The organism is Salinisphaera sp. G21_0 (assembly GCF_017744115.1).
GTDB lineage: Bacteria > Pseudomonadota > Gammaproteobacteria > Pseudomonadales > Endozoicomonadaceae > Endozoicomonas.
The window spans coordinates 62,007-83,268 of the sequence record NZ_JAGHQW010000019.1; the positions used below are offsets into that span (position 1 = coordinate 62,007).

Here is a 21,262-nt window from a genome sequence, read left to right on the forward strand (position 1 = left end):
GCTTTTTGTCGATGTTTCTATTCGGCTCGCTTCAATACTACTTCGGGCAGCGGATATTCATCAACAACGACCTTACCAGAGGAAGGCATGATTTCCGCTTTGCCTTTCACAACGGTTTTACCATTCTGGTTGATCACATTGGTCGAGACGGTTGCACGTTTTCGCTGTTCGTTGATTTCCAGAATTTCCAGCTCAACCGTTACCGTATCACCGACTTTTACCGGGCGCAGGAATTTTAGCTCCTGGCCCAGATAGATACCACCGGGTCCCGGCAGTTTTGTCGCCAGGGCACAGGAAATCAGTGAGGCGGTCCACATGCCGTGGGCAATACGACCTTCGAACTGGGTGGTTGCGGCAAATGCCTCGTCCAGATGAACGGGATTAGTATCGCCGGATACTTTGGCAAACAGCAGGAGGTCTTCGTCGGTCAGTGTGCGGGTCAGGCTGGCTCTGGTGCCAATGGTTAATGCTTCGAATGGGATATTTTCCAGCTTGCGCATAAGTTAAGGCTCTATTGCTTTGTTAAGTATGGGTAACTGTTTGAGCAGTATATTTTCATTGGCAATGATTATCGCACCTATTGTGGGGTGTCGGGTACCGGAGAACTGCCGTCATGGTTTTTTCCTGACTTCAACGCTTTATTACCTGAGGGCAGGTGTCTGAATCGAGTGTGATTTGACTGCCGTGCCCGGATTGCCGCTTTTCAAGCCAGTTGCACAGCTGATCAATCACTTCCTGATGGTTGGTTTCATGAAATAATTCGTGTCTGGCACCTGGGTATAGCGTCAATGTCGTATTGCTGTGACCAGAACTGATCCATGCCTTTTGCAGGTTTTTTAAGCCATCCGGTGCGCTGACAGGGTCTTGGTCTCCCCCTATGATTAGCACTGGCAGCTGGTGGTTAATCTTCTTTAACAGGCTTTTGGAACTGATTTCCTGCAGCCCCCCGAACAGGTCATGCCAGAGCTGGTTGCTGCAACGAAAACCACAAAGCGGATCCTTGACATATCGCATAACCGATTCAGGATTGCGGCTTAACCAGTCAAACTCGGTCGTATTGGGTTTAAAGCGGTTGTTGTATCCGGCAAATGTCAGTTGGTGGATGACAGGGCTGTGCCCCATCACTCCCTGGCGCAGGGTTTCAATTTTGGCGATCAGCCGGGCCAGCATCAGCAATGGCTTGGCCACAAAGTTTGACCCGGAGAGAATGGCACCGGATATATTGGGGTTATGCCTGCCCAGATAACTTTGCAGTATATAACTTCCCATGCTGTGACCCAGAAGAAAGCAGGGTAGAGTTGGGTGCTGGGCAAGAGTGTGGTCAACAACCCGCTTCAGGTCCTGAACCACATTATTCCACCCATCATGATCACCAAAATGCCCCTGGCTGGACGTTTTATCTTTGTTGATGGTTGCGCCATGCCCGCGGTGATCATGGGCATAGACATGAAACCCTCTTCTGGTCAGCTGCTCAGCCAGCTCTTGGTAGCGGGCACCGTGCTCAGCCATGCCATGACTGATATGTAGCACAGCCTTTGGATTTTTTTTCACCAGCCACTGGTAAACCGGAATACGGTGGTGGCCTGATTGGCTGTTGATGGTTACCAGTGATGGTGGCGATTCCGGGTGGGTCATACGGCATCCTTGAATAGGCTATTAGATTCATTATGCTTAACATCTGAATTGAATGGAAACTGGCTCGAGTATCTTCACGTTTATTTTATCAAAGTGTGGCTGAAGGTTGTCCGTAGTGATCACGGACAGTGCCTCTACCTCAATCATCTGTTCAATATCAAAAGAGGTGGCGTCACCGGAGCGGCTATCGATCAGCTTGTATTTTTGCAGTGATAAAATCGTCCTCACTGACACATCACCATTATCAAGAACTCTTGCTTCCGTTCTTATTGCTCTTTCAGGCATTGACAAACTCAGGTTTTTTCCAATGAAATACAGATTTAATAAATTGTGGAAAATATTGGCAGATCGTTGGCTACAGAGAAAAGTGAAGATGTGTACCTGTTTTTGAGAGCCCAGGATCTTGTCAAGTTTTGCTTCAATCAGGGATTGGAATAGCTGTTCACGAGTATCACGGTCTGTAAGGTTCCCTGTGTCAAAGGTCATTTGGTCGATAATAACACCACTCTCCTCTCTTTCCTTGAACGAGCAGGTTTTTGTATTGCTGTAAATGCCAAGCAGGGGGCGATCGGATGGAGAGTAAATGTCAATATTCATGCCTCTTAATAAATCATTGGAAAAAATGTCACTTAATTTCGTGTTGGAGGAGATTTTGAGATCTTTTTGATATTCTGTTTGCAGGTGCAGGTTGCACTCATCCAATTCTTTGTGCTCCAAATCGTCCATTGACATTGAGTAATGGTTTTGTGACAGGTTGGTTAAATGTCTTTTAATACCCAGGCCGCTATTGATACAGGCTTCGGCCTGGTCAAAAACTGTGGTAATCGTTGTTATACTCCGGGCGGGATGGTCCGGGGTTTTTAAATGGTGTTCCACTGACTTTCTGTCATCTGTAAAGCGTTGAATAGCGCTGCCCGGGTTTTCGCCGAATGTTATCAGGTAGTAATTTGTCAGGGTTTGTAATTGCTCATCCCAGGATAATGTCAGCTTATTTAATTGGTTCAGAAGTTTGCTCATTCTATTTGGTGAAAGAATGCTGCCAATAAAAACCTTAATTGCCCTGGTTTCGGTGATATACTGCCAAAGACGTATAAATTCCTTAACGGGTTTGGTCATGTCAGGATCCCCGGATAAACGAGGTGTACTCTTGTTGTAGAGTGGCGTTGTCCGCTTGCTCTGAAGCGATGACACAGGCCATCGCTGACTCACTAATGGCTGAAGAAGAGGTACCGATATCAATCGCTCGGAAAGATTGGTGCTCATTGATGAATTTATGGGGCAAGAAGATTGTGGTTGTGCTGTCTTCAGTGGCCTTTGTGCTTTATGGTGATCAGATGGTGGCGTGTAAGTGCCTGTCAGCAGGTGATTGCCGTTTATTCTGTCCATTGGCTTTTCTCTTGTGAATACTATTGTTCAGCCCTTCGTTGAAAACAGGTTAGAAGTATTTACCGCAGGTCGTCTATCAGGAGCAGCAGAAAACTGATAATCTCGAAAGATTTTCCAATGCGATAGTCTGCAAGACAGGTTGAACAGTTTGCGAGCCAGTTTTTATTCTATACAGCTCCATCATGGATGTGGGAGGCGTACTCCATGACCACCGGTTTCTGGAAAGACAAGTACCCGAAAGGTATTCCTGCAACGATTGATGTTGGTCAGTATCGCTCAATTATTGATGTACTGGAGTACAGCACCCGCAAGTTTGCCAGCAAACCGGCATTCAGCAACATGGGGCATGAGCTGAGCTATTCCCGTCTTTATGAGCTTAGTGGGCATTTCTGCAGTTATCTGCAAAATCACACCGATTTGCGCCCCGGCGATCGTATAGCCATTATGCTGCCCAATGTCATGCAGTTTCCTGTGGCAGTCTTTGGTGCACTGCGTGCGGGATTAATTGTGGTGAACACCAATCCGCTCTATACCGAACGTGAGATGGAGCACCAGTTCCTTGATTCCGGTGCCAAGGCGCTGGTGGTGTTGGCCAACATGGCGCACATGGCTGAGAAGGTGATTCCCAAAACAGCCATCAAGCATGTTGTGGTGACGCAGGTCGGAGATTTGCTGCCCACCTTTAAGCGGACGCTGGTGAATCTGGTGGTCAAATACGTTAAGAAAATGGTGCCGGATTATTTGCTGCCATCGGCGGTGTCATTTACCACTGTTCTCAGCCGGGGAGCCCTGCATCATTGCACGGATATTCGGCGGGAAAATGATGATGTTGCCATCTTGCAGTATACCGGTGGTACGACAGGTGTCGCTAAAGGTGCCATGCTGACTCACCGCAATATTCTCAGCAATATGTTCCAGGTCAAGGCGCTTGTTGGGGGTAATTTGCGGGAAGGCGAGGAGCTGATTATTGCGCCACTGCCGCTTTATCATATTTTTGCTTTTACCGTGCATTGTATGGTGGCTATCTTGCTGGGTGAGCATAACATGCTTATTACCAACCCGCGGGATATGAAATCCTTTATCAGGGATTTGACCGGTAAGCCTTTCAGTATGTTTATTGGTCTGAATACTCTGTTTGTCGGGCTGATGAACCAGGAAGCCTTCCGTCGTCTTGATTTCTCCTATTTGAAAAACACTATTTCTGGTGGGATGGCGCTGCAACTGGATACTGCGGAGCGATGGGAGAACCTGACCGGCAGTCGCATCTGTGAAGGTTATGGTATGACAGAAACATCGCCGGTGGTGACGATTAATCCACTGGGTAAAATCAAACTGGGCACCATCGGCCTGCCAGTGCCGTCCTGTGAATTGAAAGTGGTTGATGCTGAAGATCAGGACCTGCCCATTGGCGAAGTGGGTGAACTCTGCATAAAAGGCCCTCAGGTGATGAAGGGCTACTGGCAGAGTGAACAGGCCACTGAAGAAGCGTTTCTGGATGGCTGGCTGAGAACCGGCGACATTGCCCGAATAGATGAGGAAGGTTATGTTACCATTGTCGATCGCAAAAAGGACATGATCTGTATTTCCGGTTTCAATGTGTACCCGAATGAACTGGAGGAGGTGCTCTCTGCCCACCCTGATGTCTCTCAGTGTGCTGTGATCGGTGTTCCTGACAAGCGCTCGGGTGAGGCGATCAAGGTGTTTGTGGTGTCCAGTAATCCGGGGCTGACCAAAGAAGAAGTGATTCACTTTTTCCGGCAGAACCTGACGGGCTATAAAGTACCCAAAATGGTTGAGTTCAGAGATGAGCTACCCACGACCAATGTGGGTAAAATCCTCCGTCGTCATTTGCGTGATGAAGAGCTGGCAGCCCGGGGCAGCCAGTAGGGGAAAGTGCTACTTGTCCGGGTAATGACAGTTGTCCGGGATATTTAATGTGTGGATAGAATTCCTGTCGGGCGGCCATTCAGGCCGCTTTTCCAAACCAGTATAATTCACTGATTCCATATAAACGGGAGTACCTGGGTGTCCGGCTTTTCCGATAAGCAACTGCGCCAGTCCATCAATCAATGCATGATACGTGACCGTTACCGCTTGCGTGGTCAATTGCGTCGGCTGAAACGGGATGATGAGGCAGGTCTGGAGCGGATTCAGAAAAAAATAGCGTCATCGCTGTTGCTGGTAGAGCTGCGACAAGCAGCGCTTCCTGAAGTCCGTTATGAGCAGGCGTTACCGGTGATTGACCGGAAAGAGGATATCGCCAGGGCTATCCGTGATCACCAGGTAGTGGTGATCGCCGGTGAAACAGGCTCAGGCAAGACAACCCAGTTGCCAAAAATCTGTCTTGAGGCGGGTCGTGGTATTTTTGGCACGATTGCCCATACTCAGCCCCGGCGACTGGCCGCCCGTTCCGTTGCCAATCGCATTGCTGAAGAGCTTGGGGGAGTCGTGGGTGAGCAGGTTGGTTACCAGGTGCGTTTCACCGATCACTCCACCGAAACCACCCTGATCAAGTTGATGACTGACGGTATTCTGCTGGCTGAGATCCAGAATGACCGGTTTCTTAACCGCTATGACACCCTGATCATTGATGAAGCCCATGAGCGCAGCCTGAATATTGATTTCCTTCTGGGCTATATCAAGCTGATTCTGCCTAAACGACCAGACCTGAAAGTCATCATCACGTCAGCTACCATTGATGTCGAACGGTTTTCAAAGCACTTTGATCAAGCGCCGGTGATCGAAGTCTCGGGCAGAACCTATCCGGTAGAGACATTATATCGTCCACTGGAAGATCTTGAGCTGGAAGGGCGTGATGCTGACCAGCGATTACAGCAGGGGATTCTGGCAGCACTGGAAGAGATTGACAGCCTTGAACGCGCAGGAAAGGGCAAACCACTGGGCGATGTGCTGGTGTTTCTCAGTGGTGAACGGGATATCCGGGAAACTCACCAGTTCCTCCGGGATGCCAAACTGCCCCATACTGACATTCTGCCATTGTATGCCCGCCTTTCTGCCGCCGAGCAGAACCGGATCTTCCAGGAACACTCCGGTCGTCGTGTTATTTTGTCCACCAACGTTGCCGAAACCTCGTTAACGGTGCCGGGTATTCGCTATGTGATTGATCCGGGCACTGCGCGTATCAGCCGCTACAGTGTCCGGTCAAAAGTCCAGCGACTGCCGGTAGAAGCCGTGTCACAGGCATCGGCCAATCAGCGTAAAGGGCGCTGTGGTCGTGTTGCCGAAGGTATCTGTATTCGCCTTTACTCTGAGGAGGATTTTCTTTCCCGTCCGGAGTTTACCGATCCGGAGATTCTCAGAACCAACCTGGCGGCGGTGATCTTGCAGATGTTGCGAATGGGGCTGGGGGATATTGCCGCGTTTCCGTTTGTTGATCCACCGGATGGCAAAGCCATTAATGATGGCTTCAAGCTGCTGCAGGAGCTGGTGGCGGTGGGGAAAGACCGGCGTATTACCCCGATTGGCCGACAGCTGGGGCAGCTGCCGGTGGATCCCCGCCTTGGACGGATGCTGATCGAAGCTAATAAAAACAATGCCCTGCATGAAGTATTGATTATTGTCAGTGCCCTGGCGGCACAGGATCCCAGGGAACGCCCGCAGGACAAACAGCAGGCAGCAGATCAGCGACACCGTGAGTTTTATCACGATGATTCGGACTTTATGACCTATGTGAATCTCTGGGAAGCTTATGAGGAACAGCGGCAGGCCCTGTCCCAGAACCAGCTGCGCAAATACTGCAATAAACAGTTTCTGTCTTTTATGCGCATGCGCGAGTGGCGCGACCTCCATCGACAGCTGACACTGGCCTGTAAAGACCTGCAATTCCGCTTGAATGACAGCCCTGCCAGCTATGGTGATGTTCACAAATCACTGCTATCCGGCCTTTTGTCCCAGTTGGGCAGTAAAGATGATGAAGCGGATTATATGGGGGCCAGAAACCGGCGCTTTTATCTGTTTCCGGCATCGACGCTTTATAAGCGCAAGCCCAAATGGGTGATGGCGGCGGAGCTGGTGGAAACCTCCAGGCTTTTTGCCCGAACCAATGCCAAACTGGAGCCCCAATGGATTGAGCCGCTGGCAACGCATCTGGTGAAGCGGAATTATTTTGAACCCCACTGGGAGAAGAAGCGTGCCCAGGTGGTGGCGTTTGAGCAGGTCACACTGTATGGATTGATTGTGGTCGGCCGTCGTCGGGTAAATTATGGCCCGATAGATCCGGTGGTTGCCCGGGAGATCTTTATCCGTGAAGCCCTGGTTGAAGGGCACTTTGATTCCAAAGGGGCGTTTCAGAAGCATAATCTGGCATTGATTGACGAAGTGGATGAGCTGGAAGCGAAGTCCCGCCGCCGGGATATTCTGGTGGACAGTGACACGCTCTACCACTTTTACGATGCCCTGATTCCTGCGGATATCTGTAACGGTGCGGGCTTTGAGCAGTGGCGCAAGGGGGCTGAACGACAGAAGCCTGATTTGCTGCACCTTACCAAAGACTATCTTATGCAGCATGAAGCAGAGCATATCACCGTCAACCGATACCCGGATCGCTTCCGCTGGGACGGGCTGGAGCTGCCCCTCAGTTATCACTTTGCCCCGGGTGAGCCGGATGACGGCGTCACCCTGACCGTGCCTGTGGAGGCATTAAGGTTGCTGCCCAGGCATCGTCTGGAGTGGCTGGTGCCCGGAATGCTGTTCGACAAGTGTGTGGCCCTGGTTCGATCCATGCCCAAGCCGGTGCGCAAGAACTTTGTCCCGGTGCCTGATTTTGTCAACGGTGCCCTGGAATCGCTCTCTGCCTGTGACGAGCCGCTGACCGACATGCTTGGGCGACAGCTGACCCGTATGTCCGGTGTGCGTATTCTCGAAGAGCACTGGAACCGGGATAACCTGGAGGCGCACTTGCTGATGAATATCCGGGTGGTGAATGAAGATGGCGATGTTATTGGCCAGGGGCGTGATTTGCATCAGCTCCGGCAACAGTTCTCTGATCATGTGCAGGATACCATCCGCAAGCTGGCGAAAAGTCATCTGGAACAGGAAGGTCTGCTGGACTGGACCTGTGGCGAGCTGCCCCATGAAATTACCCGCAAAGCCGGGGGGCTGGTATTAAAGTCATACCCGGCTCTGGTTGACCAGCGTGATTCCGTGGCTGTTCAGCTGTTTGAGAGTCCGGCGATGGCCGACGTTGAAAACCGCAAAGGGTTGACCCGACTGCTCAGGATCAGGCTGTCCACCCAGCTGAAGTTTGCCTTGAGTAAAATGGCTCGATTGAAAGAAACCAGGTTGCTGGCCACTAACCTGATGAATCAGAACCTGCTTGAAGATGATGTGCAGAGTTTGATTATCAGTGGCGTCTATCTGAATAAGGACAGCGAGCTGCCCAGAAACCGTGAATCATTTATGGCATTGCTGGAGCAGCGTAAAGGCGACATTGTACCTTTTGCCGAGAAGATTGATCCCATTCTTAATGAGATCTTTCGTATTGCCCAGGGGATTAGCCGACAGCTGAAAGGTAAGATCAGCTTTGATCGGGCCCTGGCCCTGGCGGATATCAAGCAGCATATGCAAAGGCTGTTGCAACCGGGGTTTATGACTTCAGCGGGTATGGAGTGGCTAAGCCATTATCCTCGTTATTTCAAGGCGATTGAGGTCAGGCTGGAGAAGCTGCCAGCCCAGGTAAACCGTGATCGGGCCTGGACGGAAGAGCTGACCGCTCTGCAGCAGAAATATGATAAGCGCCGGGAGGCTCATTATCAGCATAAAGTGATCGATCCAAATCTTCAGCAGTTCTATTGGATGATTGAAGAGTACCGGGTTTCCCTGTTTGCCCAGCAACTGGGCACTCGATTTCCGGTATCGGACAAACGACTGCGGAAATTGTGGGAAGAGGTGGAAGCGATTTAAGTCATCAGTGCTTTCCCTCTAAGTAGCTGGCACAAGGAGTCAGAAATATGTGATTTCAATGGTTAGCTACTTATGACTCTGTAGTTATGGAGTGTTACTGGCTGTATTACCGTTGAAATAAAAACTTCATTTGATCTTAACCTTTCTGAAATATCCCGTCTCCAAGATACCTTCCGCAGTAATCAAAAAGTGCCAGGGGAAAATGATTTAATTGGTACCGCTGAAAACAGCTGTCATTAATCACGATCATTTTGGCATTGAAGGACAAGACAAAAACACTAAATGGGAATATCTGGGAATGAAACTTAAGCCAATTGCACTTTTTCTGGGGATGGGTGTTTTTCTGCAGGCAAACGCAGGTGTGGTTAAAACAGAAGGTGAAGATATCATTGTCAGCACCAAAAATGGTGGCCTTCAGTTAAAAACAGAGAGTGGTGATTTCTCTTTTAAGGTCAGCGGCAAGCTCCAGTGGGATGTTGCCAGCTATGACGATCTTTATGGACAGGACACGACGAATTTAGCGAACCCGAAAGATGGCTTAACCTCCTACATTCGCCGTGGTGAAATCAAGGTCAGCGGCAAAGCCTATGGCCTCTGGAAATACGGACTTAAGCTGAAAACAGGCAGTGATGATTCCATCGATCTGGATGATGCCACCATCGGTTATACCGGTTTTAAACCTGTTGAAGTTACCGTAGGCCGATGGGATATGGATTTTGGTCTGGAAGACTCTACCAGCTCTTCATGGATTACCGGTATTGAAAGGCCTTTTGTCCTTAATATGATGAATGGGGCCGGTGGTAATGAGTATGGTGTGAGAGCATCCAGCTCAGCAAAAAACTACACCGCACAGCTGGCATTGGTTAATACCGGTAATAGCGAAAGCAATAATTCCAGCAAAGACAGTATTGGCTATTCATTCCGTGGTACCTATGTTCCCATTATGAATGACGAAATGCTTTTGCACCTCGGTCTGAGCGTTTTTGACGGCAATCCGGATAATGCTGATGTTGATGGTGACACCCGGTTAGGCATCAAAAAAGGTGAGAAGAGCACACTGTTTGACACTGTAAATACTGTGACCAGTGATCGTGAATACGCTGTTGAAGCAGCCTTTCAGATGCAGTCTCTGAAGCTGCAGGGTGAATATCTGCAAAGGAAAATCAAGTCAGGTACTGCGAGTTCTGATGTTAAGCTGAATGGCTACTATGGTGAGATTTCCTATATGTTGGATGGTGGCAAGCGCTCCTACAAGAAAGGAAGCTTCAGTAAGCCCAAAGGGGGTAAGTGGGAGGCCTTCGCCCGTTATACAGCAATGGATGTTGACGCCCAGAGTGCCGTATCAAAAGGTAATAATGGTAAGGATGTAGAAGCTTCCAGTTATACGGTAGGGGTGAATTACTTCCCAACCGCTAATATTCGCGCCAGCCTGAACTATGTCACAGGCCAGCTGGATAACCATGCAGATATTGAGGGGGTAGCCAATGCAGAGGATAAGGGAACCGCGATTGTTGGTAGAATTCAGTACGTATTCTGAGTGAAATAGTAACTTGAGGCCCTGATGCCATCAGGGCTTTTTGCGTCTTTAAGGGCTGTGATCAATCATGATCTCATGCATAAATGCTGGCAGGCTGAATAAATATAAGTGTTGGACGCAGGTTATTCGGCAAAGTCAAGCGCATTGACATTGTTAATCAACTGCTTGCCCGGGAAGTCTGCCCACAGCAGACCAAGTCGCTTGATAGATCCGGTTAATGAGTACGTGTTATTTGACCTGTCAGAACCTGTGGATGTCGTTAAGTCCCACAGGCTCTTACTCTGCCGGGTGATACCCGGCAGGTGATTCATGAGATCAGGAGCTGGCCACAGAGGTTATGGCCAGGCAATCGTCAGGCAGGTTGTGCTTCTTTTTCATCGCGGATTTTATCAACAATGGCAGTGGTTGAGCAGTTCTCCAGGAAAGCCAGCACTTTTACTTCGCCGCCGTATTCATGAACAATCGGGGCACCGACCACTTCATCCAGTGAGTAGTCGCCACCTTTTACCAGTACATCCGGCTTGATTGCCTGAATCAGATTTTCCGGGGTATCTTCATCAAAACTGACAACCCAGTCCACTGCCTCCAGGCCAGCAAGTACTGCCATTCGGCGGTCCACCGGGTTAATCGGGCGTCCTTCGCCTTTCAGGCGGGTGACAGAATCATCGCCATTAATGGCAAGAATCAGCCTGTCCCCCTGTTTGCGTGCCTGCTCCAGGTAGCCAACATGGCCAGCATGGAGGATATCAAAACAGCCATTGGTAAATACGATCTTTTCGCCATGAGCCCGGGCATCTTCAACCGCAACCATCAATTGCTCAGCAGATACGGCACCTCTTTCAGCACCCAGCTCCCGGTTCACTTCACGTCTCAGTTCGGGCATGGAGACGCTGGCGGTGCCTAACTTGGCCACAACAATGCCGGCGGCAATATTGGCCAGACCGGCAGCCTGGGGCATGTTACAGCCAGCGGCCAGGGAGGCGGCCAGTACCGAGATAACCGTGTCGCCTGCACCTGTTACATCGAAAACTTCTCTTGCCCTTGCCGGGAAGTGAACCTCAGGTTCATTTTCCCGGATCAGGGTCATGCCGTGTTCACTGCGGGTAATAAGCAGTGCTCCCAGCTCAAGGTCTTTTAACAGTTGTTGACCTTTACTGACCAGCTCTTCTTCGCTGCGGCAGGGGCCAACAATTGTCTCAAACTCTTTCAGGTTGGGCGTTATCACCGTGGCACCACGGTAACGCTCAAAGCTGCTGCCTTTGGGGTCCACGAGAACGGGAATATTATGGGATCGGGCCAGGCGAATCAGCTGCTGGCAGCCCTGCAGAGTTCCCTTGCCGTAATCAGAAAGGACAATGGCGCTCAGATTATGGATAAGCTGGGCGGCCTTTTCTTCAATGACATCGGGACTCAGACCATCAAAGCTTTCTTCATGATCCAGACGAATCAATTGCTGATGCTGGGAAATGACCCGTAACTTGGTAATGGTCGGTGCACCGGGAATTCGGGCAAAGCTGCAGTAAATGCCAGCGGCCTCCAGTCGGGTCTGAAGGGCATCGGCGGCTTCATCGTCACCGGTCGCTGCGATAACCCATGCCGGTGCGCCCAGTGTGGCAATGTTGAGGGCAACATTGCCCGCTCCGCCCGGACGGTCTTCTATCTGTCCGACTTTGACTACAGGCACTGGCGCTTCCGGTGAAATCCGGGAGGTGGCACCATGCCAGTATCGATCCAGCATGATATCGCCAATTACCAGGACTTTGGCCAGATCAAAACGGGGAATCGTCAATTTCATCAATGAGGTCCAGTCAGCTTAATGGCAGTTGCTTACCATACCACAGCCGTGCAATATGCACCTTAAAGTCAGTTGACGGGTATTTTGGCAAAGGTTGTACAGCGTATGCTGGTACACCTTATGTGCCTTGTTTCGCGTTTCCGGATCGGGAGCAGTACAGCTGTTTTACGGTAAATTGGCGACTTTACCACAGATGTTTTCTGCTGCGTAAGTGAGAAAGAATATTAATCCTGTGACGTCAGATGGTCGTCGTAATCCTCGACACTCGTATCATCAATTTCAGCCTGGGTGTCCTGGCATTTAGACAGGTATTTTTGCAGTTTATTATTCTGGGAGTCTTTAAGTTCAGTGGCGTATTGAGGGTTATGTTCAAGTAGTGTTTTGAGCTTGGCTTTATCATTACGCTCGATCAGCAAAGCGATTTGTTTGGCAAGGGATAGTGTTTTTTCTGAGGGATTTTCTAATTTATAAGAACTGGCAGGGGCTACGGTTGGCGAAGGTTGAGCTGATGCAGATGATTGGGGGGCTTTTGGTTTTGACGATCTTGCCGGTTGCTCGCTCATGCTATTCAGCAGAGATTTTAAGGTTCTGTTTTGAAATTTTTCAAGGTTATCCGATTGAACTTCTTTTGTTCTTGGGCAGTAAGTTAGCCCTGCCGGGTTCAGCTTGGGCCTTTTGAACAACGCATGGTAGGGGTGGCTTTCAGGCAGCGACTTTGAGAAAGAGGTGATTAATTTGAATGGCGGGATGTGGCTGGATTGTGTTTTTATGCAGGGAATAACAAGGGTTTTATCCTGACTTTTCCATAATCCCAATGTCTTGAAGAGTATGGCAATGTCACAATTATCATCACTGGTATCAGGGCAAGTTGAGTCAGTTTGAGCCTGAACACGTTTTGAGGTCGCAGGATCATAAAAAGTACAAATTGTGGAAAGCAATGCCCCAATAAAATCCGCAGTGGTATGACATGTTTTAAAAGGGTCATCAGGTATAAAAAACGTAGCATCCTGGTGGGAGATGGTCTCAGTAATTATTTCACTTACTTTTTTATGTCTGAAAGCGATCGATAGTTTATAGGTGCTATGTTCGCTGAACATTATTAGTGCGTTAGTATTATCAGGTGGAAATAATTCTGGCATTAAAATGTGCTTTGGTATGTTGGAGACTCTGCGGGTTGCCATATTCAACGTACCTGACAGAAAAGCCTCGGCAATGTGTGCTGGATTTTCCCTGTCAAACCTGCCCAGTTGAATTGATCGGAGTATCAATGCTCTTTTGCATTTGGTCATGAACTCGATGAGTTCCTTAAACATTAAATTTCGTGGGTATTTAGTCGAGATCTTTTGCCACTGCTGAATACACGCTTGCAACTCATTGGGCAGAGAACTTTCCGTAATGTCATTATTTTGAGTGCCTTTTAGCGGTATAGAAGAACCAGAGCCTGAAGAGGCAAGTATTGTTGTGTCGGCACTACCGGGAAGCACAGCTCTTGATTCAATGTTAGTGGTCCTGGTGGATGTTATGTCATTGGAGTCGGACTGAATGGATGTATGCGTCTGACATTTTGCCAATGTTCGGTGAGGAGAAAAAACACATTTGGAGCTATCAGAAGCGGGTGTTAAAGGCCGGGTTAACTGATTGGAAGGTGCTGCCGAGACGTTTGCCGGGTTAGTGCCTGGATATGTTTCCATTGGAAATGCCTGTTTAAGCTCAAGATACGACCAGTACATGGTTTCAATTTAATTGATGAGTTCCTTCTATCAATGGCTCCCAAGCTCCGTTCATCCTGAGCTGAGCCGAAGGGCACCCGGGGTGAACGGAGATTTTACACATCAAACTTATTGAAATGATGTACTAGGTAGGATTGAAAAAGGGAGCAAAAGTTCCATTTTCTTCCTGTGTAATATTTAAACTTGTTCCACGGTAACAGGCGGTTCATCCTGAAACTGCATCTTGTGCAGTTTGGCGTAATGTTCACCTTTCGCCAGCAGTTCAGTATGGGTTCCCCGTTCAATAATTCGGCCATGCTCCATTACCAGGATGCAGTCGGCATTCTCAATGGTTGACAGGCGGTGGGCAATCACCAGGGTGGTACGGCCTTTCATGATGCTATCCAGGGCTGCCTGAATATGGCGCTCGGATTCCGTGTCCAGGGCTGAGGTTGCTTCATCCAGAATCAGGATGGGCGCATCTTTAAGCACCGCACGGGCAATGGCCAGACGCTGACGCTGGCCACCGGACAGGAGAACGCCGTCTTCGCCAACAATCGTGTGAATACCGTCCGACATGTCTTTGATGAACTCTGTGGCATGGGCCGCTTCTGCAGCCAGGCGGATATCTTCCTGATCGGCCGTATCCCCCAGGGCACCGTAGGCAATATTTCTGGCAACGGTATCATTGAACAGGGTGATGTTCTGGCTGACCAGGGCAATTTGGCTGCGCAGGTTTTTCAATTCAAAGTCATTCAGGGGGACACCGTCAATCAGGATATCGCCTTCGGTATGGTTATAGAACCTGGGAACAAGATTGGCGAGGGTGCTTTTGCCGGAACCGGATCGCCCTACCAGGGCGTAGGTTTGTCCCGGTTGAATGGTGAAGCTGATGTCTTTCAGTGCGGGTGATTCCGCACCCGGATAGGCAAAACCAATCTGCCTGAATTCAACGCAACCGGTTACCCGGTCACAGGTGTACTGGCCATGATTGGCTTCTGGTGTTTCATCCACCATGGCGAAAATACTTTCTGCCGCCGCGATGCCCTTCTGGATACTGGCGTTCACTTCGCTGAGCTGGCGGATCGGCTTGGGCAGCAGGGCGGCCGCCGTCACATATCCCACCAGGGTTGCTGTGGTTGAGTCACCTTTGACAAAAAGAACCATAAACAGCAAAAGGGCAAGGGCTATGGAGACGATAAATTGCAGAACCGGTGTATGGACGGAGCCCGCTTTCGCCAGCTTAAGGTTCTGGCGGGTATTGGCGGCACTGGAAGACCGGAAGCGATCACATTCATAACCTTCACCGCCAAACCCCCTGACCTCCCGATAGCCATTAATGGTTTCCGAGGTGACATGGGTCAGGTCACCCATGGAATTTTGCATATTCCGGCTGATCCTTCGGAAACGTTTGCTGGCATAGGCAACCACCATGGCGATGATTGGCAGTGCGGCAATAAAGATCAGGGTCATCTTCCAGCTGGTGTAAAACAGGAAGCTGAGCAGGAAGACAACGGTCAGGCCTTCCCGGACGGCAACACGAATGGCATCAGTCGCTGCGGCAGTCACCAGGCTGACGTTATAGGTAATACGGGCAATCAGGTGGCCGGAGTTGTTGTTATCAAAGAATGCATTGGGCAGGTTGATCATGCGCTCGAACATCTCGGTTCTCAGGTCATGGATAACAAAGTTCGCGACCTTGGAGATGTAGTAATTACCCAGATAAGAGCCGATGCCCCGAACGATGGCGATAAGGACCATCAGTGACGGGATCAGCCAGAGTGATGAAACAGATGAGTTGGGAAGCCATGCCTGGTTCTGCAGCAGGGTGACCTCTTCACCTTCCAGCGCCTGGACAAAGTATTCAAGCAGTTTGGCAAAACCGGGCTGGGTCAGGGCAAATATAGCCAGGCCAAGGAGGCTCAGGGCAAAATAGCCTGAGTAGGGTTTTACGTAAGTCAGCAGTCGAAGGTAAATCTGCAGACTGCCAGGATTAGGGTTCTGTTCTGACATGGTATAGGATCATTTCCGGCTCTGGACAGACGTTGCCATGAGCGTAAGTGCCGCTTCCCTGTTGATTAAAAGAAAAGTCTGGCTGGGAAGAACGTTCTGGCGGCATTTTCATTAAAATAAAAATGAACCCGCGAGCATAACAGCGAAATCAGCCATTTAAAAAGCCTTTTTGCGAGGCGTTTGCCGAAGCGCTTCAGGAAAAATAGCAGGTTTGTTTATTCGGTTGCGGAAAAAGGACAGGCTTAAAACTGGAATGTGCTAGCTACCCCGTCCGTTTTGACAAGCTGCTGATCAGGTATTACCTTTTGTAATACTCGAACCAGAGACCTCAGCCATGTCAACCAGCTCAATCACCAGCAAAGGGCAGGTCACCATTCCCAGTGCTATTCGGGAAAAATATCAGTTGCAACCCGGTGATAAAGTGCTCTTTCAAGAAAAAGACGGGGTAATCATCCTGACCCCCATGTCTGACGATATTGAAGCCCTTGGAGGGTGCCTGGCCCAACACACCAATGGTCGCAGGGCATCGCTGGACGATATGGAAAAAGCCATTAAGGCGGGTGCCTCTGAAACCTGGATCAATAAACATGACCAGCACAAAGGCAAGCAGTAATGGACGGTATTGACACGAATATCCTGATTCGCTATCTGGTTCGGGATGACGAGCCTCAGTATCAACAGGTTCTCAACTTCCTCACCGGTTGCCAGAAGTTTTACATCAGCCCTCTGGTGTTGATAGAAACTGTGTGGGTACTCAGTCATTTTTACAGGGTAGACCCCGAACAGCAATGTCAGAAACTCAGAGCTGTTTTGCACCTGCAAAAGTGCGTAACTGATCGTTGTCCGGAAACCCTGAAAGCTCTTGATGATTATCAACAGGGTTATGATTTTGCGGATGCCATGATCGGGCATCATAACAAACAACAATGTGCAACAACCCTGACCTTTGACCGCAAGGCTTCAAGGTTGCCTGAGTTCAGCCTGCTCTGGCCGCAGTGATCGCCGGGAGGTACAGGTCCTAAGGACCAAAGTCAGAATCATCATCCTCAGAGTCAATGTCGCTGAAATCGGAAATATCCGCTATTGTTGAGTCTTCCTCTGATCCCTGGTCGACGGAGTCGATACTGCTACTGAAGCTGACAGCGGAATCACGGCGCTCATGAACGCCACCTTTCAGATAGTCCTCCTGTTCAGAGATCAGCGCTGCCCGGTAATCTTCATCGGGATCATCCACCCGGGCCATCTGTTCAAGACCCCTGACAAACTCTTCAGGATTGATTAACGAAGCTTTCATACTGGCTGCCACATGGGCCTTGGCATTGATAAAATTAGGATTTTTCGGACGGATTTTCCAGAGTGGATTTTGCTGGACTGCATAACCTCGATTCATCAGCTCACCCAGCACAGAGTGAAACTGCTCCTCATTGAAAATCATGCAAATCCCTTCAGCCATATTTAATGAGGCTGGCAGAAAAGCGGTAATGGGATAATTGGCCTGCTCATCAGTGGCCAGACTGTGAGCATCAACATTATGATGAATAACCCGATGTTTTCTGCCCAATGCCCGTTCATAATAGCTAACCATATTCCGGGTTCGGTTTGACACATTTCCCATATCCGAGTCCTCCCTGAAGAAGGTCTGCCCGGATTCATCTTTTACCGAATAAAAATCGTTCTGCAGTTTTTTTTCCAATTGGTCGTAGTCAGCCAGTTTCTCCTGCAACACCTCTTTGGATATTTCCCCGGCAGCAAAGGATTTCTTCACCCTCGACCGGTACTTGTCTACCTGCCGGATGACAACTTTGTCTGATACCAAAGGTATGGGTAGTCGGTCCAAACCCTCCAGATCCAGTTTCTCCAGGGGAAAAACCTCCATCAGAGGATCAATATCTGCGGTCATTGGCTGTACCGTGTCGCCAGGCTCTGTTGCCGGCTGCGCGATCACCATAACAGGCGCTGGAGATATATGATCAGCGTCGTAAGCAGCCCATTGGCCATCGGGTTCTCTGATCAACAGTTGGGTATGTTCAGGCCCGTCACTGCGATTGCAGGCCCGTGTCTTGAAATAGAGACACTGGGCACCGTGTTCATTGATCTGTTCATTTCGTTGGTACAGATAGCCATTGCGCTCAAGCTCCTCAAGACGGGCCTGGCTAATTCTTAATGGCACAGCCTCGGCGTACTGGTTGCCTTTGCGATCGACCTCTTTCAGGCACTTTTCCGCCAGCTTACTGTACTTCTCTATTTTACTGTCCCTGTCCAGGGCCAGTTTGCTGTACTGCTGAAGCACCGGAATGGTACCTGCCTGAGCCCCCCAGTTACTGCTTTTAGCCTTGATCCTGAAATGCTTGGTGGGCCACCCTTCATCAATCAGGGTGCGGCAGACCGGTTCTACCGGTCGGGTAAACAGTGCTGCACCGCGGTTATCAGCGGCCTCTTTCAGCCGACTCAGAAGATCATAAGGGATTCCCTGGAGGGAGTGCGCTGCAACCTGTTGCAGGCCGGTGATCACTTTGTCCCGGGAGGCATGTTCCGGTTCAGGGTCAGCCAGAGTGATCAATGATTCACTGAGTTTTTTTTGTGAGTCTATCCGTCTCACAGGCCTGTCACCGTTAACACCCTTGCTAATATGGTTATCACTGCCCTCAGTGATGGGGGAAACCTGCCGGGTATTGGCAAAAACACCCCGAGTGTTATCGTTGACCGGCCTTGGTGTATTTTCTTGAGCTGGATATTGAGTAGGTGTGTTTGTGGTAATTTTTTTGGCCATAGTATGCAGGCTTCCCCAGCTCATCCCTTTGCGAACGAAACTTTCAACGTTCTGCATCGGCAATCTTTGCTCCCGTTAAAGGACAGGATATCCGCAAATTCGCATGTCCAGCATAGTTGGTGGTGAGGGTTTGTAATCTGAATTTTTTTGTCCAATGAAAATGCCCCGCTTTGCAGGGCAAGCGCAGAGAAGTTTCCGGAAGAGATTGCGAAGCGTTTCCCGGTTTAGTTGCCCATTAGCGGTCATGGTTGGAGCGTTTGCCTGCTGGGGGCTGCTGATAGGTTTATGTTCAGCCCTGCGAAAGCCTGGCGGGGAAGTTCAACGGTCTGCTTCAAAGGCTTGTGTGATTCATATTTGTTCTATTGCTGAAGCTGCTTTTTCCTCGTTCCCACCCAGAGCGAGACTGTAGTGACACCTGAACCAACCGCTATGCAATGACCCTTGAGTGGGAAAGCCAGGGTCTTTCTTTTTGCTGGTTTCCCTTTTTGAACACATTCAAGATTCAAGGCCTGACACTGGCTTCCTCTCTCACCTTATGGAGATAGAGCTGCACCTCAATTTTTCCATAATCCACATGGCCATCATTATCGATAGTGGCAGTACGACTGAGCGAGATGCGAGATTGACTATCATATTTAAGCGGCTCACCATCAGTAGCTCCTGCCCCTCCCACAAGGGTTGGAATAGCGTTCATGCGGTAGGTGATGTCAGTGCTGTTGTCGTTACGTATCACATCGATAGCCAGCTCTGGGTTTTGTTGGGTTAGCAGACCCCAATCGGGCATCATCTCAAACAGAGTACCCTGGAGGCAGTAGAGCATATGATTAAGCTCGGTCTGGTTGATGTGGCTGAGTATCTGCATCTGTGTTTCGATCGGTAGCCCATCAAGGCTACTGATAATCTCGCCTTCTAACGCCTGACGAACGTCTTTGGCGGCATCCGTCTCAGAATGAGCCATCTTGTGGCGGTATTCAGCGCATAGAGCACTATTGTCAAAGTTGACTCCATCGTTGTTGTGAATACGTACAGTGTTTCTGATCAAATCGACACCGATCTGGTTGGGGATGACAAGTAGACCTTGTTTATCTAAATCGGCTTTCATGGCGAGCATATCGCTTTCATGGCAGCTGTCACTGGGGATTCGCACCTTCCTTTCAATCTCAGCCGGTATGGCCAGATCCTCAAAAATATGGTCTGGAGCCTGCATGGTAGCAATAATCTTATCGTTGATTTTGTCCGCCATTTGACTGAGAAAGCGCTGGTTGTTATTTGGGTTGGAGCGAAAAATACCTTTGTGGACATTGGGCATGCGAACCAATTGCTCTTGCAGGTAGTCCCGAAATAAAGCCAGTTGCCGGGTCGTGCAGGGTGGATCACCCATCATCTCGAGTTCATCCATATAGGCGTTGATGAGGGCCTCAAGTTGCTGACACTGCTCTGGACTATTATGGGTCGTGTAGGTCAGATTTTTAGTTGCGGTCTGGATTTTCTCCTCGAGAATTATAAGCTGATCCTTCTCTTGTTTACTCTGTTTGAGGTCAGTGATCTTATGGGGCGAAGATAGGGTTATTTGGCGTTTCTCCAGGCCAAAATCTGCCCGCTTATTGGATAATGCATGATCAGCTTCGCCAATTGTTGGCTTAATCTTTTGGGGAATTCGGCCTGCACTTGTGTTTTGAGGTTTCTCCAGATTGTTGTTGTTTGGTGGGATGGCTGGCTGACTCGGGTTGCTCTCATCGACCTTACTCATTGGCTTCATCCATGTGCTCTGTTGGGTATCTTCTGAAGTATAGGAAAGGGTGAAAGTCGCAGATGGAGCCAAAGACAACGGGACATATCTCTCGGTCGACCATCCCGGAGACTGGCCAGCAGCAATATATTGATAAGACAGTGAACGGAAAACGCTTTCTGAAATATCCCATAAACAGCAACGGAAACCTGCACGGGCGCTTGGGTTTTACCAGGCGAGTTATGAATCTACCGAGGCAGCGATCTGTGGGGCTTTTGCATCCGGCAGTTATACCCAGAAAGCGATTGCCAATTATTTTGGCCTCCAGGGCTCCGGGGTTGTTTTTGTAACGTCAGGGTTTCAGTAATGGAAGCGGCGCTGGAGTATGAACAGGTTATCATTGCTGAAGGTGTATACTAGCCTATGTTCCTGATCAATCCTGCGCGACCAGAATCCTGAAAAGTTACCTTTCAGAGGCTCAGGTTTTCCTGTTCCTTCAAAAGGGGTACGCATACATTCTTTAATGAGCTTTCTTAGTTTCCTGGCTTTTGGTTTGTCGTTGTTGAGCATCATTAACAACGCTGTCCAGTACCGCTTTGAGATTTTTTCTCATTTCTGTGTAGGAAACTACATTCATTTTATTTTCCATATACCTGTACGTAATAGGGTACAAGTATGATTAGCTCTTGTTATTTGGCAAGAAAATCCGGGTCTTAATCCCAATGGCACTGGCTCCTGATGACCTTAACTCTTTTCAGGCCTGTTA

Annotated in this window: 15 protein-coding genes; 5 read left to right on the forward strand and 10 right to left on the reverse strand. The window is 49.4% G+C overall.

Translation table 11 applies throughout. The annotated features are described in order from the left end of the window. Window positions 1–17: 17 nt before the first annotated feature. The 3 genes from J7439_RS10705 to J7439_RS10715 form a co-directional block, all read right to left on the reverse strand. On the reverse strand, window positions 18–500 hold the full coding sequence (locus tag J7439_RS10705; RefSeq protein WP_101746558.1) for a MaoC family dehydratase: 483 nt from the start codon (window positions 498–500) through the stop codon (window positions 18–20). Between the two features lie 130 nt (window positions 501–630). Beyond that, window positions 631–1,635 (reverse strand): alpha/beta hydrolase, encoded by a 1,005-nt coding sequence (locus tag J7439_RS10710; protein ID WP_209201804.1) that lies wholly within the window; start codon window positions 1,633–1,635, stop codon window positions 631–633. Between the two features lie 36 nt (window positions 1,636–1,671). Then, window positions 1,672–3,021, reverse strand: a complete 1,350-nt coding sequence (locus J7439_RS10715) for a hypothetical protein (RefSeq protein WP_209201805.1) — start codon at window positions 3,019–3,021, stop codon at window positions 1,672–1,674. A gap of 204 nt (window positions 3,022–3,225) precedes the next feature. On the opposite strand from J7439_RS10715, the gene J7439_RS10720 reads away from it, so the two are divergent. The 3 genes from J7439_RS10720 (at window position 3,226) to J7439_RS10730 (ending at window position 10,480) form a co-directional block, all read left to right on the forward strand. Then, complete coding sequence (locus tag J7439_RS10720) at window positions 3,226–4,908, forward strand: AMP-binding protein (protein ID WP_209201806.1); 1,683 nt, start codon at window positions 3,226–3,228, stop codon at window positions 4,906–4,908. Between the two features lie 138 nt (window positions 4,909–5,046). After that, window positions 5,047–8,943 carry an ATP-dependent RNA helicase HrpA gene (hrpA, locus tag J7439_RS10725; protein WP_209201807.1) on the forward strand — a complete coding sequence of 1,299 codons (3,897 nt, stop codon included), beginning with the start codon at window positions 5,047–5,049 and terminating at the stop codon, window positions 8,941–8,943. 298 nt (window positions 8,944–9,241) lie between these two features. Next, the gene (locus tag J7439_RS10730) at window positions 9,242–10,480 is read left to right on the forward strand and encodes an OprO/OprP family phosphate-selective porin (RefSeq protein ID WP_209201808.1); all 1,239 of its coding nucleotides are present in this window, start codon (window positions 9,242–9,244) and stop codon (window positions 10,478–10,480) included. Between the two features lie 122 nt (window positions 10,481–10,602). On the opposite strand, the gene J7439_RS10735 is transcribed toward J7439_RS10730, so the two are convergent. From J7439_RS10735 to msbA, 4 genes are all read right to left on the reverse strand, one after another. Next, on the reverse strand, window positions 10,603–10,791 hold the full coding sequence (locus tag J7439_RS10735) for a hypothetical protein (RefSeq protein WP_209201809.1): 189 nt from the start codon (window positions 10,789–10,791) through the stop codon (window positions 10,603–10,605). A 41-nt stretch (window positions 10,792–10,832) separates the two neighbouring features. Next, window positions 10,833–12,275 (reverse strand): bifunctional D-glycero-beta-D-manno-heptose-7-phosphate kinase/D-glycero-beta-D-manno-heptose 1-phosphate adenylyltransferase HldE, encoded by a 1,443-nt coding sequence (gene hldE, locus J7439_RS10740; protein ID WP_209201810.1) that lies wholly within the window; start codon window positions 12,273–12,275, stop codon window positions 10,833–10,835. A 224-nt stretch (window positions 12,276–12,499) separates the two neighbouring features. Beyond that, complete coding sequence (locus J7439_RS10745) at window positions 12,500–13,759, reverse strand: hypothetical protein (protein WP_209201811.1); 1,260 nt, start codon at window positions 13,757–13,759, stop codon at window positions 12,500–12,502. Between the two features lie 423 nt (window positions 13,760–14,182). Continuing rightward, a complete protein-coding gene (gene msbA, locus J7439_RS10750; RefSeq protein WP_209201812.1) occupies window positions 14,183–15,997 on the reverse strand; it encodes a lipid A export permease/ATP-binding protein MsbA in 1,815 nt (604 codons plus the stop codon). Window positions 15,998–16,331: 334 nt separating this feature from the next. On the opposite strand from msbA, the gene J7439_RS10755 reads away from it, so the two are divergent. Both J7439_RS10755 and J7439_RS10760 read left to right on the forward strand, forming a co-directional pair. Next, on the forward strand, window positions 16,332–16,610 hold the full coding sequence (locus J7439_RS10755) for an AbrB/MazE/SpoVT family DNA-binding domain-containing protein (RefSeq protein ID WP_209201813.1): 279 nt from the start codon (window positions 16,332–16,334) through the stop codon (window positions 16,608–16,610). Next, window positions 16,610–16,996 (forward strand): type II toxin-antitoxin system VapC family toxin, encoded by a 387-nt coding sequence (locus J7439_RS10760; protein WP_209201814.1) that lies wholly within the window; start codon window positions 16,610–16,612, stop codon window positions 16,994–16,996. Before J7439_RS10755 ends, J7439_RS10760 begins: the two co-directional genes overlap by 1 nt. 19 nt (window positions 16,997–17,015) lie before the next feature. On the opposite strand, the gene J7439_RS10765 is transcribed toward J7439_RS10760, so the two are convergent. From J7439_RS10765 to J7439_RS10775, 3 genes are all read right to left on the reverse strand, one after another. After that, a complete protein-coding gene (locus J7439_RS10765) occupies window positions 17,016–18,824 on the reverse strand; it encodes an anthrax toxin-like adenylyl cyclase domain-containing protein (protein ID WP_209201815.1) in 1,809 nt (602 codons plus the stop codon). Window positions 18,825–19,269: 445 nt separating this feature from the next. Beyond that, window positions 19,270–20,517: a hypothetical protein gene (locus J7439_RS10770; RefSeq protein WP_209201816.1), complete on the reverse strand. Its 1,248-nt coding sequence runs from the start codon at window positions 20,515–20,517 to the stop codon at window positions 19,270–19,272. 339 nt (window positions 20,518–20,856) lie between these two features. Then, window positions 20,857–21,069 carry a Txe/YoeB family addiction module toxin gene (locus J7439_RS10775; protein ID WP_209201817.1) on the reverse strand — a complete coding sequence of 71 codons (213 nt, stop codon included), beginning with the start codon at window positions 21,067–21,069 and terminating at the stop codon, window positions 20,857–20,859. Window positions 21,070–21,262 lie beyond the last annotated feature (193 nt).

What these genes read in the sequence shown, in the direction of transcription:
- J7439_RS10705 (WP_101746558.1), bottom strand. Translation starts at nt 500, where the DNA reads ATGCGCAAGCTGGAAAATATCCCATTCGAAGCATTAACCATTGGCACC.
- J7439_RS10710 (WP_209201804.1), bottom strand. Translation starts at nt 1,635, where the DNA reads ATGACCCACCCGGAATCGCCACCATCACTGGTAACCATCAACAGCCAA.
- J7439_RS10715 (WP_209201805.1), bottom strand. Translation starts at nt 3,021, where the DNA reads ATGGACAGAATAAACGGCAATCACCTGCTGACAGGCACTTACACGCCA.
- J7439_RS10720 (WP_209201806.1), top strand. Translation starts at nt 3,226, where the DNA reads ATGACCACCGGTTTCTGGAAAGACAAGTACCCGAAAGGTATTCCTGCA.
- J7439_RS10730 (WP_209201808.1), top strand. Translation starts at nt 9,242, where the DNA reads ATGAAACTTAAGCCAATTGCACTTTTTCTGGGGATGGGTGTTTTTCTG.
- J7439_RS10735 (WP_209201809.1), bottom strand. Translation starts at nt 10,791, where the DNA reads ATGAATCACCTGCCGGGTATCACCCGGCAGAGTAAGAGCCTGTGGGAC.
- hldE (WP_209201810.1), bottom strand. Translation starts at nt 12,275, where the DNA reads ATGAAATTGACGATTCCCCGTTTTGATCTGGCCAAAGTCCTGGTAATT.
- msbA (WP_209201812.1), bottom strand. Translation starts at nt 15,997, where the DNA reads ATGTCAGAACAGAACCCTAATCCTGGCAGTCTGCAGATTTACCTTCGA.
- J7439_RS10755 (WP_209201813.1), top strand. Translation starts at nt 16,332, where the DNA reads ATGTCAACCAGCTCAATCACCAGCAAAGGGCAGGTCACCATTCCCAGT.
- J7439_RS10760 (WP_209201814.1), top strand. Translation starts at nt 16,610, where the DNA reads ATGGACGGTATTGACACGAATATCCTGATTCGCTATCTGGTTCGGGAT.
- J7439_RS10765 (WP_209201815.1), bottom strand. Translation starts at nt 18,824, where the DNA reads ATGCAGAACGTTGAAAGTTTCGTTCGCAAAGGGATGAGCTGGGGAAGC.
- J7439_RS10770 (WP_209201816.1), bottom strand. Translation starts at nt 20,517, where the DNA reads ATGAGTAAGGTCGATGAGAGCAACCCGAGTCAGCCAGCCATCCCACCA.
- J7439_RS10775 (WP_209201817.1), bottom strand. Translation starts at nt 21,069, where the DNA reads ATGATGCTCAACAACGACAAACCAAAAGCCAGGAAACTAAGAAAGCTC.